A 14,166-nucleotide genomic window follows, 5' to 3' on the forward strand; every position below is an offset into this window, starting at 1 on the left:
AGGCCCGTTGACAGAAACTGGTACGGCCGTGCTAAAGAAGCGTCTTCAGTAAAACTGGGCGTTTCAAACGAATTTTCAGAATACGGGGATGGGAGGTTGCGATGCGCTACGCACGTGCGTTGATGATGGCGGTGTTGGCGATCGGGGCGGTGGGTTGCAAGGACAAGGAGCCCGAGAAGGCGGCGCCGCCGACCGCCGAGACCAAAGTTTCAGCAGCGCCCACGAGCGATACGATCGTGATCGGTCACGTCGGGTCACTCACGGGCAACGAGGCGACCTTCGGCCAATCCAGCGACAATGGCATCAAGCTCGCGGTCGAAGAGATCAACAAGAAGAACGGCATCAAGGGCAAGAAGGTCGTTTTGAAGACCTACGACTCGCAGGGTAAGCCGGAAGAAGCGGCCGTCGCTGCGACGAGGCTCGTGACGCAGGACAAGGTCATCACGTTCCTCGGAGAGGTCGCGTCGAGCCGCTCGATCGCGATGGCCCCCATCGCGGACTCGAACAAGATCCCGATGATCTCGAATGCGTCGACGAACCCGAAGGTCACCAAGGACGGCGACAAGACGCGCCCCTACGTGTTCCGCGTTTGTTACATCGACCCGTTCCAGGGAACGGTCATGGCGAAGTTCGCCGTGGAGAACAAGAAGTTCAAGAAGGTCGCCATCCTGCGCGACGTGGGCAATGACTACTCCGTGGGCCTCGCGAACTTCTTCACCGAGACGTTCAAGAAGCTCGGCGGCGAGATCACCGACGACGTCAGCTTCAAGGCCGGCGATCAGGACTTCAAAGCCCAGCTCACGAAGATCAAGGGCAAGAACCCGGACGCGCTTTATGTCCCCGGCTACTACACCGACGTCGCGCTCCTCGCGCGCCAGGCGCGTGAACTCGGCCTCAAGCAACCGCTGATGGGCGGCGACGGCTGGGACTCGACCAAGTTGTTCGAGATTGCCAAGGGCGCACTCGATGGTTCGTACTTCTCGAACCATTACAGCCCCGAGGACAAGTCCCCCACGGTTCAGGACTTCATCACGAAGTACAAGGCCGCCTACGGTGGAGCTACTCCGGATGCGCTCGCCGTTCTCGGTTATGACGCAGCCAATGTCGCCCTCGCCGCCATCGAGAAGGCCAAGGAGATCACTGGCCCAGCCGTTCGCGACGAAATCGAGAAAACCAAGGACTTCAAGGGAGTCAGCGGCAGCATCTCGCTCGACGCGGACCACAACCCCGTGAAGTCGTCGGTCGTCATCGGCATCGAGAAGAACACCGCGAAGTACGCTGCCACGATCAATCCGTAACAGCGGGGGCCGTGACCGCGGAGGTCGTGACGCAGGCGCGTCATAAAACCGCCCTCGGATTCATCGGCTGGCGGTGCTTCAAATACGCGGCGTTGTGTAGCGTACATGGTGGTTTCGTTTGTGGAACGCGCCGTTGACAACACAAGGTGCGGGCGTGCTAAGGGACGTCCTCACGCGAAAAGTACGCGCGTTCCAAAACGATTTTCCCACAGGTCGATATCGGAGGTTTCGATGCGCTACGCACGTGCGTTGGTGATGGCTCTATTGGCGATCGGCGGTGCGGCAGGCGCGGGCTGCAAGGACAAGGAGCCCGAGAAAGCCGCGCCGCAGACCGCTGAGACCAAAACATCAGCAGCGCCCGCCAGTGACACGATCGTGATCGGTCACGTCGGATCAATGACGGGTAATGAGGCTACCTTCGGCCAGTCGAGCGACAACGGAATGAAGCTCGCCGTCGAAGAGCAGAACAAGAAGAACGGCATCAAAGGAAAGAAGATCGTCCTCAAGACCTACGACGACCAGGGGAAGCCGGAAGAGGCCGCCGTGGCCGCCACCCGCCTGGTGACGCAGGACAAGGTCCTCACCTTCCTCGGAGAAGTCTCGTCGAGTCGGTCCATCGCGATGGGCCCCGTCGCGGACTCGAACAAGATCCCGATGATTTCCAATTCGTCGACCAACCCGAAGGTCACGAAGGACGGCGACAAGACGCGCCCGTTCGTCTTCCGCGTTTGCTTCATCGATCCCTTCCAGGGCACGGTGATGGCGAAGTTCGCGGCGGAAAACAAGAAGTGGAAGAAGGTCGCCATCCTCCGTGACGTCGGAAACGACTACTCGGTGGGGCTTGCGAACTTCTTCACCGAAACGTTCAAGAAACTCGGCGGCGACATCGTGGACGACGTCAGCTACAAAGCCGGCGATCAGGACTTCAAAGCGCAATTGACGAAACTCAAGTCCAAGGGTGCCGAGGCGTTCTACGTCCCCGGTTACTACACGGACGTGGCGCTGATTGCGCGTCAGGCCAAGGAGCTGGGCATCAAGGTTCCCTTGATGGGCGGCGACGGGTGGGACTCGGAGAAGCTTTACGAGATCTCCAAAGGCGCGCTCGACGGTTCGTTCTTCTCGAACCACTACAGCCCCGAGGACACGTCTCCGCAGGTGAAGGACTTCATCGCGAAGTACAAGGCCACCTACAACAGCGTGCCCGACGCGCACGCCGTGCTCGGTTATGACGCCGCCAACGTGGCGTTCCACGCCATGGAGACGGCCAAGGAGCTGACTGGCCCGGCCATCCGCGAGGAAGTCGAGAAGACCAAAGATTTCCCGGGTGTGAGCGGCAAGATCACGCTCAACAAGGATCACAACGCCGACAAGCCGGCTGTCGTCATCGGCATCGAGAAGAATGCTCCGAAATACGCGGCGACAATCAGTCCGTAATATGTAAATTGCTTACCCGCTCCCGCTCTCTCGCGAATCGCAACAAAAAGAGCGGGAGCGATTTTTTCCAATCACCCTATTCCACTCTCCGGGGTGTCTACGTATGACCGAATTTCTCCAGCACCTCGTGAACGGCCTCTCGGTAGGGACGATCTACGCCCTCATCGCACTCGGCTATACGATGGTTTACGGTGTCCTCAAGCTCATTAACTTCGCCCACGGCGACGTGTACATGGTGGGCGCCTTCGCCGGCTTGTACATCTCGCGCGGCCTCGGGGTCGATCAGGAGCCATCGCTCGCCAAAGCGGGCGTCGTCTTCATCGGCGCGATTGTGATCTGTGCCGCGCTGGGTGTGGCCATCGAGCGATTCGCGTACCGCCCCCTGCGGCAGCGTGCGCGCCTCACCGCGCTCATCACCGCCATCGGCGTGTCCTTTTTGCTGGAGTACGGCTTTCAGCTTCCGCCGGTCATCGACGGCGAGGTCCCCTTCCCCCCCGGCCCCACGCCGCGCTTCTTCCCGGAGCCGTTCGCGCGCGTCGACTTCGAGCCGTTCGGGGTGCACATCAGCAACTACGACATCGTGTCGTTGGTCGTCGCTGTGGGCTTCATGCTCGCGCTGCAATACATCGTCTACCGAACCAAGTTCGGCACGGCGATGCGCGCGGTGTCGTTCGATGCGAGCGTTGCGGGCCTCATGGGCATCAACGTCAACCGCGTCATCGTTTGGACCTTCGCGCTGGGCAGCGGCCTGGCAGCGGCGGCGGCCATCCTGGTGGCGGGTTCGCGCCCCAGCATCAACCCGCTCCTCGGACTCTTGCCCGGCATCAAGGCGTTCGTCGCCGCAGTGTTCGGGGGCATCGGTAACGTGCAAGGCGCCATGGTCGGCGGCTTGATCCTCGGGCTCTCCGAGGAGTACGTGGCGGGCTACCTGCTCTCCTCGTACCGCGACGGAATCGCCTTCGCGCTGCTCATCATCGTTCTTCTTTGGCGACCGGAAGGTCTTTTCGGGCGCGTGCGCGCGGAGAAGGTGTAGCGGTGGATCTTCCGAAAATCATTCTCCGCTCGGCCGTTCCTCTTCTCATCGGCATTCCGATCCTCTGGATCTTCCAGGGCGCCGTGGGCGGCCCCGGCGGGACCGAGACCGCGATGGCGGTCATCCTGATGATGGCGGGCATCAACGTCATCCTCGCCGTCTCGCTGAACGTGGTGAATGGCTTCACCGGCCAGTTCTCCATCGGCCACGCCGGCTTCATGGCCGTCGGTGCGTACACCGCGGCGAAGATCACGGTGGCCACGAACTCGCTGGAGATCGTGGGGATCCCCACCGCCGTCTCGGACCAACTCATCTTCTTGTTCGCGATGGTTGCGGGCATGGCCATGGCGGCCCTCATGGGGCTCCTGGTGGGCATGCCGTCGCTGCGGTTGCGCGGTGACTACCTGGCCATCGTGACGTTGGGCTTCAACGAGATCATCCGCGTGCTCATCGAGAACACGGAGTTTCTCGGGCAGGCCACGGGCATCTCGGGCCTTCCGAAGCGCACCAACATCCTGTGGGTCGGCATCGCGGTCATCGTGACCATCGCGATGGCGAAACGGCTGCTCGGTTCGACGCACGGGCGCGCGCTGCTCGCCATCCGCGAGGACGAAGTGGCGGCCGAGGCCATGGGCGTCGACACCACCGGTTACAAGGTTCGCGCCTTCGTCATCTCGTCGGCTTTCGCCGGTCTGGCGGGCGCGCTGTTGGTGCATCAGATCCAGCTCTGCACGCCGCGTAGCTTCACGTTCATCAAGTCGATCGAGGTCGTCGTGATGGTGGTGCTCGGCGGCATGGGCTCGGTCACCGGGTCGGTCGTGGCGGCGCTGGTTCTGAGCTTCGCACTGGAAGGACTGCGCGACGTGCAGCAGTATCGCATGGTCATGTACTCGGTCCTTCTCATCGCCTTGATGCTCACGCGCCCCACCGGCATCTTCGGGACGCGCGAAATCTGGGATATGATTCCGAAGCTCCGCAAGAAGGTGAGTTCATGAGCGTCGCGGTCAACTCCTCTCATCAAGACGAGTCCACGAAGCGTGGTTGGGGCGATACCTGCCTCGAGGCCAAGAACGTCACGATGCAGTTCGGCGGCCTCAAGGCGCTGTCCGAGTTCAACCTGACCTTGGAGCCGGGGGAGCTGGTCGGTCTCATCGGGCCGAACGGCGCGGGCAAGACCACGGCCTTCAACGCCATCACCGGCGTGTACACCCCCACCTCGGGCGACGTGAAGATCTGCGGCACCCGCGTGAACGGGCTGCGGCCTCACCAGATCAGCGGGCGTGGCATCGCGCGCACGTTCCAGAACATCCGCCTCTTCAAAGAGCTCACGGCGCTGGACAACGTGAAGGTCGCATGCCACGCGGGACGAAAGGCGGGGTTCGTCGCGGCGTTCTTCCAGTCCAAGGGGTACTTGGTCGACGAGGAGCGCATCACCAAGCGGTCCATGGAATTCCTCGAGGTCATGGGCCTCGAGCGTTTCCGCGATGAGCGCGCGAAGAACCTGCCCTACGGCGAGCAGCGCCGCCTGGAGATTGCGCGCGCGCTGGCCACGGGGCCGAAGGTCCTGTGCTTGGACGAGCCGGCCGCCGGTATGAACGGCGCGGAAAAAGTCGCGCTGATGGAGCTGATTCGCAAGCTCCGCGACGACTTCAAGTTGGCCATCCTCGTGATCGAGCACGACATGAAGCTCGTCATGGGCATCTCCGAGCGCCTCGTGGTGCTCGACCATGGCGTGACCATCGCGCGCGGCAAGCCGGAGTTGGTCCGCAAGAATCCGAAGGTCATCGAGGCGTACCTGGGTGACTCGTACCTGGAAGAGCAGCACATTGCGATTCCGGCCCACTCGGGCGAATCGCTGCTGCCGGGCGAGCCTCCGTCGACCGAATCCGTGAACGAGGTGCAGCCGTGACCGCGACGAATTCCGAGCCTTACCGCAACGACAAGGGCGCGGCGACTTCCACGTCGAAGACGATCCTCTCCGTCAAAGACCTGAAGGTGAACTACGGCGCCATCGAGGCACTGCGGGGAATTTCCTTGGAGGTCCCCGAAGGCCAGGTGGTTGCCCTCATCGGCAGCAACGGCGCAGGAAAAACGACGACGTTGCGCGCCGTTTCGCGCATGCTCCGCCCCGCGGCGGGCACGGTGAAGTTCCGCGGCGAAGAGATCACGCGCATCCAGGCCCACGAGGTCGTGGCGCGCGGTATGGCGCACGCCCCCGAGGGCCGCGGCATCTTCCTGAACCTGACGGTGCGCGAGAACTTGGACCTGGGCGCCTTCCTGCGCAACGACAGCGCCGAGATTCAGAAGGACATGGACAAGATGTTCTCCTTGTTCCCCATTCTGAAAGAGCGCGAGAAGCAGGTCTCCGGCACGCTGTCCGGCGGTGAGCAGCAGATGCTCGCGGTCGCCCGCGCGCTGATGTCGCGCCCCAAGCTTTTGCTCCTCGACGAGCCGTCCCTCGGCCTCGCGCCGCAAGTCGTGGACAAGATTTTCAGCGTGCTCCGCGACGTGTCGCAAGCCGGCGTCGCGCTGCTCTTGGTCGAGCAAAACGCCCACAAGGCACTGCAGCTCGCATCACGCGCCTACGTGCTCGAGACCGGCGAAGTGGTCATGTCCGGCACGGGCCAAGAGCTGCTGAAGTCCCCCGAAGTGCGCAAAGCGTATCTCGGCGAGTAACGCTCCCAGATTGGATTGAACGGGAAGGCGGGAAGGCGGGAAGTTTTTGTTGTTTTGGCAACAGTCGTCTGGATGGAGACGACTGTGGGCAAAACCCAAAAACCCTTCCTGCCTTCCCGTCTTCCTGTGAATTCTCTCTAGCCGTTCCAGTGTCGCGCTCGGTTCGGTTGATTCTGCTTCGGCGGTTTCTTTCTCGAAACCCGGAGCGCGCGTCAGCGTATGTCCAGGAAAGACCGGGCCGCTCGCCCTTCGCCGCGCACATTTCGGCTGCGCCTGGTGAAAGACGGTCGAGGTGTCGCCCGGGGGAGCAAACCTGGATGACGAAATTCGATCAGCACGAATTGGAACAGTTGCGTGCGGCGAGCCGAGAGCTTGCCCTGGCGAAGGGAGCGACGCTGCGGCTCCCGAATGGGCCGACACGCGTCGTCATTCTGGGCGGAGGCTTTGCTGGCGTTCATACGGCGAAGTACCTGACGTCGATGCTCGGCCATCGAAAAGACGTCGAGGTCGAGCTGCTCAGCGAAGAGAACTATTTCGTATTTCAACCGCTCCTCCCCGAGGTGGCGGCAGGCGGCATCGCGGCGACCCATGTGGTCAACCCCATCCGCGAGTTGGTGCCGGGAGTGCGCTTTCGCTGCTGCGAAATTCGCAGCGTGGATCTGCAGCGCAAATGCGTCGTCGTCTCGCAAGGCGAAGGGCTCGAGCTCGTCGGCGTCCAATACGATCATCTGGTCTTCTGCCTGGGCAAGGTCACGAGCTTCGAGAGAATGCCTGGCGTCGCCGAGCACGCGCTTGCCATGAAGGATCTTTCCGATGCGTTCCGGCTGCGCAACCACGTCGTGCGCTGCCTGGAGCTCGCCGATATCGAGCTGATTCCCGAGCGAAAGCGGGCGCTCCTCACCTTCGTCGTCGCGGGAGGAGGCTTCAGCGGAGTCGAAACCATCGGCGAGCTCCACGAGCTCGTGGAGCGATCGTTGAAGTACTTTCCACGAATCGACAAGAAGGAAGTCCGCTTCCAATTGATCCATTCGCAGACTCGGCTTCTCCCCGAGATGCCGGAAGGCTTGGGAATGGCCGCCCGGAAGATCCTGGAGAAGCGCGGCGTCGAAATGGTGCTCGGTACCCAGGTGCGAGCGGCTTCGCGCGAGAACGTGTATCTTACAGATGACCGTGTCATCCCCACGCGAACGTTCATCTGCACGGTGGGAAACGCGCCCAACCCCATCGTGAAACGGACCATCCTCGAGGGCGGGTTCACCGAGGCCAAGTTGAACGGGCGCGAGATCGGTGTCTTCGAGACGGACGGCATGCTTCAATGCCTCGGTAAGCCAGGATATTGGGCGGTCGGCGACTGCGCCGGGGTCCCGAGTCCAACGGGGAAGGGCTTCTGCCCGCCCACGGCCCAATTCGCCGTCCGCGAGGCCAAGGCCTGCGCGCGAAACATCCTCGCGACGATCGATCGAAAGCCGATGGTCACCTTTGCCTTCAAAGCACTCGGCGTGCTCGCGTCGCTGGGCCAGAGGAGCGCCGTCGCCCAGGTGCTCGGAATCGAGCTGACGGGCTTCGTCGCGTGGTTCATGTGGAGAACGATCTACCTCTTCAAGCTTCCCGGTTTCGTGCGCCGCCTGCGCGTCGCGCTGGATTGGACGCTCGATCTATTTTTTCCGCGAGACATCACCCAGATGGACGGGTTTCGGCCGCGTCGCCTCAACGTTCATCACTACGAGCCCGGTGAAGCCATCGTGCGGAAAGGACAACTCGGACGCGAGTTTTACATCATCCTAAAAGGAAGCGTGGAGGTGCTCGCCGGTAGCACGCTCGTGGCCAGGCTCGGCACGGGTGAAGTCTTCGGCGAACGCGCACTCCTCGAGGACAAGCCGCGCGCGGCAACGGTGTGCGCGCTCGGTGAGGTCGATTTGCTGGTCATGTCGCGCAGCGACTTTCGCGCGATGGTGACGAGCTTCCCGGTGCTCAATGCTTACTTCATGAATCTTCTTCGCGAGCGCCACCCTGATGCCATGGGCCCCCACGGCCTCGCCTGAAGCGTGTTCCCCGACTCCGTTGGGCGCCGGCTCAATTGCCGCGCAGCGCGCGTCCCATTCACGATTTTTGCGCGCCGCATCATCCGACGTATCTTGGATTAGTTTATTTATTTCATAAATCAATTTGTTTCTTGCGTTGATCCGTTCATAACTTGACGAGCCTTCGTTTGGGCGAACCGAAAGGAGCGTCAGCCATGTTCTTCGGGTTCTGTCGACGGATCGGCGGTGCGAGCCTGCTCTGTGCCGCGGCGTGTGTGGGGGGCGATGCAAGCGAGGGAGGGCGCGAGCCGCCGGCGCTGTCGGCGCTCAGCGTCCCGGGGCGTGGGGCGCGCGTCTCGTTCATCGAGCAAGAGGCCGAGGACGCGGTGACCAATGGCACCGCGTTGGCCAAGGACCGCACGCGCGGCACGCTTGCCGCGGAAGCCTCGGGACGGCGCGCGGTCACCCTGTCGGGGCAAGGACAATACGTCGAGTTCACGCTCACCGAGCCGGCCAATGCCATCGCCGTCCGCTACAGCCTCCCGGATTCATCCGACGGCTCGGGCATCGATGCAACGCTCAGCCTCTACGCCGATGGAACGAAGCTTCGCGACCTCGCGCTAACGTCCCGCTACAGTTGGTATTACGGCGCGTTCCCTTATACCAATCATCCAAACGAGGGAAATGCGCATCATTTCTACGAAGAAGCGCGTGCACTCTTGCCAAGCACGCTGCCGCCGGGAACCAAGGTTCGCCTGCAGATCGGCCCGGGAAATAACGCACCGTCGTACACGATCGACCTGGCGGACTTCGAGCTGGTCCCGACACCGGCGGCGATGCCCGCCAATGCCCTTTCCGTGACGGATTTCGGCGCGACCCCGAACGACACCGCGGACGATTCCGACGCCTTCGATGCGGCCATCGCCTCCGCGCGCAACCAAGGCAAAGAGGTGTGGGTCCCGCAGGGCACGTTCCTCGTGGGCCGCCACGTCACGGTCGATCGGATCACCATTCGCGGTGCGGGCCATTGGTACACGGAGCTGCGCGGTGCCCGCGTCGGTCTATACGGCAAGGGAGAACCCGACAGCTGCGGCACGGGAGGTACGTCGGGCGCGAGCAGCAACGTCAAGCTGTACGACTTTGCCATCATCGGCCAGGTCGATCGGCGCCTCGACTGCGATCAGGTCAACGGCATCGGCGGTGCGATGGGCGGAGGCTCGGAGATCGCCGGGCTGTGGATTCAGCACACCAAGGTGGGCATTTGGCTCGATGGCCCCTTCGACGGGCTGAGCGTCCGCAACAACCGCATCTACGACCAGACCGCCGACGGGCTCAATCTGCACCGCGGCATCAGCCACGTCACGGTGAGCGACAACTTCGTGCGGAACACCGGTGACGATGGCCTGGCCATGTGGTCCGAACCTTTGGCCAACCACGACAATACGTTCTCGCACAACACAGTGGTCGCGCCGATCTTGGCCAATGGCATCGGCATTTATGGCGGCTACGACAACAACGCCACCGACAACGTGCTGGCCGAGTCACAGGACGCCGGCGGCGCCATCTACGTGGCCAACCGCTTTTCTGCGGTGCCACTCAGCGGGACCACCACGCTGGCACGAAATACGGCGCTTCGTACGGGTGTGCTCGATTCCAATCTTCATTTCGGCATCGGTGCGCTGTGGTTCGACGGGCGCGACTCGGAAATGAGCGGCACCATCGACGTCAGCGACACCGATTTGATCGACAACAGCTACGAGGCCATCCAGTTTCTCGACAAGCGGGTGACCAACGTCCACTTCCGCAACGTGCGCATCGACGGCGCGGGCACCTTCGCCGTGCAGGTCCAAGCCCCCGGGTCGGCCTCCTTCTCCAACGTGGTGGCCACCGGGGTCGGACACGCGGGCGTCTACGATTGCCAGGGCGCGGGCGCCTTTTCCATCGCCGACGGAGGGGGCAACTCAGGCTGGAGCTCCACCTACTGCGGCGCGTGGCCCACGCCCGTTTACCATGACGGCCCGGTCAACCTCGCGCGAGGCAAGCCCGTGGAGGCCAGCAGCGCCGTCGCAGGCTTCCCGCCGTCGAACGCGAACGACGGCGACTTCGGCACGTACTGGGAAAGCACGAACAACGCGTTTCCGCAAACGCTGACCGTCGATCTCGGTGCGCCAGAATCCGTGAGCCGGATCGTTCTCGGCCTTCCCAGCACATGGACCTCGAGGACGCAGACCCTTTCCGCCCTCGTCAGCACCGACGGCACGAGCTTCGCGCCGATCCTGGGCGCACGCGGCGTCGTCTTCGACCCCGCCAGCGGAAACACGGCGACGCTCACCTTCCCCGCAACATCTTCCCGCTACCTTCGCCTCGAGTTCACGGCCAACACAGGATGGCCCGCCGGCCAACTCTCCGAACTCGAAGCGTACGCGCGCTGAGCAGAATCACGGGGAGACGGAAAGGTTCCTTGATTTTGATCGCGGTCGTCTCAATGGGATGACCGTTGCCAAAACTACAAAAACTCCCCGCCTCCCCGCCTCCCCGCCTCCCTGTAAAGATCTTCTAGCCGTTAGAACACCGCCCTCACCGCACCGTGTCGCCCCAGCACGTGATTTGTCCGGAGACCAGCATGCCGCAGGCGTGGTTACCGCCCGCCGAGACTTGGCGGTAGACACCTGGCGTGGGCGAGGTGCGACCGTTCTTGTCGTATCCCCAACACGTCACCGAGCCGTTCTCGCTCCGCGCGCACGAGAAGTTGCCGCGGTTCGACACCTCCTTGAAGCCCGTGCCTTTGGGCGCGTCGAGCTGCTTCCATTGGTTGTCGCCCCAGCACTCGATGGATCCGTCCAGGTGAAGCCCGCAGGTGTGGTTCCACCCGGCGGCGACGCTTGCGAAGAGGGCGTCGGAGTGCCCGCTCCCTTTCTTGTACAGGTTGTTGCCCGCGCACTTGACGTGCTGGCTCGCGTCGAGCGCGCACACGTAGTCGACGCCCACGGAGATTTGCGTGTATCCCGTCCCGAACGAGAGGAGCGCAGGCGGTGGATACGAGGCCGTGAGCTCGCTCGTGAGGCCCCAGCACACGAGCTCCGTCGTATCGAGCAGCCCGCAGGTGATTCGGAGTCCCGGCTCGATCTCCAAAAAGGTGCGCTCGCGCAAGGACACCGGGATCGTGGATTCTTTGTCCTCGTTGCTGCCCCAGCATGCGGCCGTGCCGTCCGTCCGAATTCCGCACGTGTGGTCGCTCGCGCCGGCGGTCACGTCGATGAACGGCACGTTCTCGGGCGGCGTGGCGCGTCCCCGCGTGTTCTCCCCCCAGCAGGACACGGTGCCATTCGGCTTGATGCTGCACGTGTAGTCGACGCCCGCGCTCACCGTTTGTGCCGACACGCAATGCCCGTCTTTTTTGCGGTACCCGGGGTCGCACGCGATGTCGCACGTGCCCTTCGCGCAGCTCGCCCTGCCGTTGTCCGAGGGGCAAACGTTGCCGCATTGTCCGCAGTGCGCGACGTCGGACAGCAGCGGCTGCTCGCAGCCGTCTTCCGCGCGCCCGTTGCAATTGCCGTAGTCCGCCATGCATTGCCCGAGGGAGCACTTGTCCGCAACGCACGTGGCCGTCGCGTGATCATACGAGCACCCGCTCGTGTCGGCGGTGGTGCACTCCGGGCGCGATCCACCATCGGGCTCCGGCACGGGCCCGCCATCGGGTCGCTCCCCCGAATCCGGATGATCGGGCGATCCATCCGGCACGGCCCCGCCATCGGGTCGTTCCCCCGAATCCGGATGATCCACCGGGAGAGTCGACGACTCCGACGAACACCCGACCATCGTCCCACCCCACACCAAACCCACCACGGCAACCCACGCGCCGCACTTAATGAAAGACATTCAAGTAGCTCCAAAGCAAGTTGGCAATGTACGAACGTCTCCGCGCGCCAAAGCCCAAAGAAAGCATCGCGACGGAGAATCGTGTGCTCCCTCATGTAACCTGCGCCCGTACACTGTCAAGCACGCGCACGTGAATGCACGCGTCCTTTGGAGCCAATGCCCACGCTTCCAACTGCGTCGGCCATCGCGCATCTTAGTTGCGCGATTATGACATTTTCATTCGCGCACCAGCCTGCGTCGGCCATCCCGCATCATTGGTTGCGCGATCACGACATTTGCAAAAATGTGTCATTGTCTTGGCAACAGTCGTCTCAATTTGAACAACTGTTGCCTAACCAACAAAGCTCCCAGCCTCCGGCAAAAAATCTCCTAACCGAGAATGCCCTGAGCGCGTGGGGGCGTGAGGGTGTCACGGACAGACCGAAATTCGTCCGGGACAGGGAAGCGTTCTCCGAATGGGCGTATTTTTCGGGGATCCCGATGGCACTGCATTGGCAATGCGCCGGGTCAGACCTTCGTTGCGCGGTGCTCCGGACACCGCGCCCCGCAAGGTCGCAGACTGAGATGATGGGTTGCGACAAGGTACGAGCGGGACGCAACAGCCCTCCACGTGCCCGTTGATAGCGAGGAGCCACTCCTACGGGAGCCTCGCCAGCGGGAGCCACACGCGGAGTGGTGACGGGAGGCGCAGTGGGCGCGGACCGGTGGCCGAAACCTCGTTGGGGAAGCTGCAAAAACTGCTCGCATCCACCGGACTTTTTCTACCCCTCATTTTTATCTGGCAGAAAGAAGGCCAGAAGAAGAACGTCTGAGATTGCGCGGAACGCGCGATCACGCCCCCGTTTGTACGCCGCCCGCCGCGGAGAGCGGTGTCCGCTCCCCGCGGAGCCCCATGCTCGAGAGCCCAGGGACAACCCTAGCCGTCAGAACGCCGCGAGCACGGCACCGTCGTATTTCTTGTTGATGAACTCCTTCACCTCGGGGGACGTGAGGAGTTTGGCCAGCTTCTGCACACGCGGCTCGTTTTCCTGACCTTTGAGGACGCTGAGCACATTCGCGTAAGGGTTACCCTCGCCCTTCTCCAAGGCCAAAGCGTCTTTGGCGGGCTTCAATCCGACTTGGATGGCGTAGTTGCCATTCACGATGGAGAGGCTCGTGTCGTCGAGGGAGCGCGGGAGTTGGGCGGCTTCCAGTTCCTTGATTTTGAAGCCCTTGGGGTTCGTCGCGATGTCTTGCACCGTGGCGTTGACGGGGACGCCATCTTTCAAGGTGAGCAGGCCGTTGTCGGCGAGGAGATGCAATGCACGGCCCGCGTTGGTGGGGTCGTTCGGGATGGCGATGATCGAGCCCTTGGGCGCGTCGCCCAGTGCCTTGACCTTCTTCGAATAGAGGCCCAGCGGCTCGATGTGCACTTTGGCCACGGAGACCATGGCGATGCCGCGCTGCTTGCCAAATTCCTCCATGTACGGCACGTGCTGGAAGAAGTTCGCATCGATCTGCTTGTCGTTCAGCGCGAGGTTCGGCTGCACGTAGTCGGTGAACTCCACGATTTGGAGCTTGAGGCCCTCTTTCTCGGCCAGCTTCTCCTGCACGAAACGCAGGATGTCCGCGTGCGGGATCGGCGAGGCGCCGACCTTGAGCGGGGCGTCGGCCTTGGCTTCGGCGGTCGACGCTTTGGCGGCGCCTTCGGACGCCGCTGCGCCCGCCTTGTTTTCTTCCTTCGAACAAGCCCCCAGGCTCAGGGTGGTGCAAAGCGCGGTGACGGCCGAGAGAAAGAGACGGCGGGTAACGGACTTGTCGATGGATCGGGTGTGCAACGAAGCCT

Annotated in this window: 10 protein-coding genes; 8 read left to right on the plus strand and 2 right to left on the minus strand. The window is 62.8% G+C overall.

The features are described from left to right. Positions 1-101 precede the first annotated feature (101 nt). The 8 genes from LVJ94_25175 to LVJ94_25210 all read left to right on the plus strand — a co-directional run bounded on the left by LVJ94_25175 (position 102) and on the right by LVJ94_25210 (position 10,894). Positions 102-1,298, plus strand: a complete 1,197-nt coding sequence (locus LVJ94_25175; protein ID WXB10507.1) for an ABC transporter substrate-binding protein — start codon at positions 102-104, stop codon at positions 1,296-1,298. A 231-nt stretch (positions 1,299-1,529) separates the two neighbouring features. Continuing rightward, positions 1,530-2,732 (plus strand): ABC transporter substrate-binding protein, encoded by a 1,203-nt coding sequence (locus tag LVJ94_25180; protein WXB10508.1) that lies wholly within the window; start codon positions 1,530-1,532, stop codon positions 2,730-2,732. A gap of 103 nt (positions 2,733-2,835) precedes the next feature. Next, on the plus strand, positions 2,836-3,765 hold the full coding sequence (locus tag LVJ94_25185; protein ID WXB10509.1) for a branched-chain amino acid ABC transporter permease: 930 nt from the start codon (positions 2,836-2,838) through the stop codon (positions 3,763-3,765). A 2-nt stretch (positions 3,766-3,767) separates the two neighbouring features. Next, on the plus strand, positions 3,768-4,760 hold the full coding sequence (locus tag LVJ94_25190; GenBank protein ID WXB10510.1) for a branched-chain amino acid ABC transporter permease: 993 nt from the start codon (positions 3,768-3,770) through the stop codon (positions 4,758-4,760). Between the two features lie 83 nt (positions 4,761-4,843). After that, complete coding sequence (locus LVJ94_25195) at positions 4,844-5,674, plus strand: ABC transporter ATP-binding protein (protein WXB10752.1); 831 nt, start codon at positions 4,844-4,846, stop codon at positions 5,672-5,674. 62 nt (positions 5,675-5,736) lie between these two features. Further along, the gene (locus tag LVJ94_25200) at positions 5,737-6,441 is read left to right on the plus strand and encodes an ABC transporter ATP-binding protein (GenBank protein WXB10753.1); all 705 of its coding nucleotides are present in this window, start codon (positions 5,737-5,739) and stop codon (positions 6,439-6,441) included. Between the two features lie 317 nt (positions 6,442-6,758). Then, the gene (locus LVJ94_25205) at positions 6,759-8,483 is read left to right on the plus strand and encodes an FAD-dependent oxidoreductase (GenBank protein WXB10511.1); all 1,725 of its coding nucleotides are present in this window, start codon (positions 6,759-6,761) and stop codon (positions 8,481-8,483) included. A 194-nt stretch (positions 8,484-8,677) separates the two neighbouring features. Further along, positions 8,678-10,894 carry a discoidin domain-containing protein gene (locus LVJ94_25210; protein ID WXB10512.1) on the plus strand — a complete coding sequence of 739 codons (2,217 nt, stop codon included), beginning with the start codon at positions 8,678-8,680 and terminating at the stop codon, positions 10,892-10,894. Positions 10,895-11,039: 145 nt separating this feature from the next. Here the strand turns inward: LVJ94_25210 and LVJ94_25215 are convergent, their stop codons facing one another. Next, entirely contained in the window at positions 11,040-12,341 is a 1,302-nt protein-coding gene (locus LVJ94_25215; protein ID WXB10513.1) for a hypothetical protein, read from the minus strand. A 923-nt stretch (positions 12,342-13,264) separates the two neighbouring features. Continuing rightward, a complete protein-coding gene (locus LVJ94_25220; protein WXB10514.1) occupies positions 13,265-14,158 on the minus strand; it encodes a MetQ/NlpA family ABC transporter substrate-binding protein in 894 nt (297 codons plus the stop codon). Positions 14,159-14,166: the final 8 nt, after the last annotated feature.

This window comes from Sorangiineae bacterium MSr11367, from assembly GCA_037157805.1.
Taxonomy (GTDB): Bacteria; Myxococcota_A; Polyangia; order Polyangiales; family Polyangiaceae; genus Pendulispora; species Pendulispora rubella.

What these genes read in the sequence shown, in the direction of transcription:
- LVJ94_25175 (WXB10507.1), top strand. Translation starts at nt 102, where the DNA reads ATGCGCTACGCACGTGCGTTGATGATGGCGGTGTTGGCGATCGGGGCG.
- LVJ94_25180 (WXB10508.1), top strand. Translation starts at nt 1,530, where the DNA reads ATGCGCTACGCACGTGCGTTGGTGATGGCTCTATTGGCGATCGGCGGT.
- LVJ94_25185 (WXB10509.1), top strand. Translation starts at nt 2,836, where the DNA reads ATGACCGAATTTCTCCAGCACCTCGTGAACGGCCTCTCGGTAGGGACG.
- LVJ94_25195 (WXB10752.1), top strand. Translation starts at nt 4,844, where the DNA reads ATGCAGTTCGGCGGCCTCAAGGCGCTGTCCGAGTTCAACCTGACCTTG.
- LVJ94_25205 (WXB10511.1), top strand. Translation starts at nt 6,759, where the DNA reads ATGACGAAATTCGATCAGCACGAATTGGAACAGTTGCGTGCGGCGAGC.
- LVJ94_25210 (WXB10512.1), top strand. Translation starts at nt 8,678, where the DNA reads ATGTTCTTCGGGTTCTGTCGACGGATCGGCGGTGCGAGCCTGCTCTGT.
- LVJ94_25215 (WXB10513.1), bottom strand. Translation starts at nt 12,341, where the DNA reads ATGTCTTTCATTAAGTGCGGCGCGTGGGTTGCCGTGGTGGGTTTGGTG.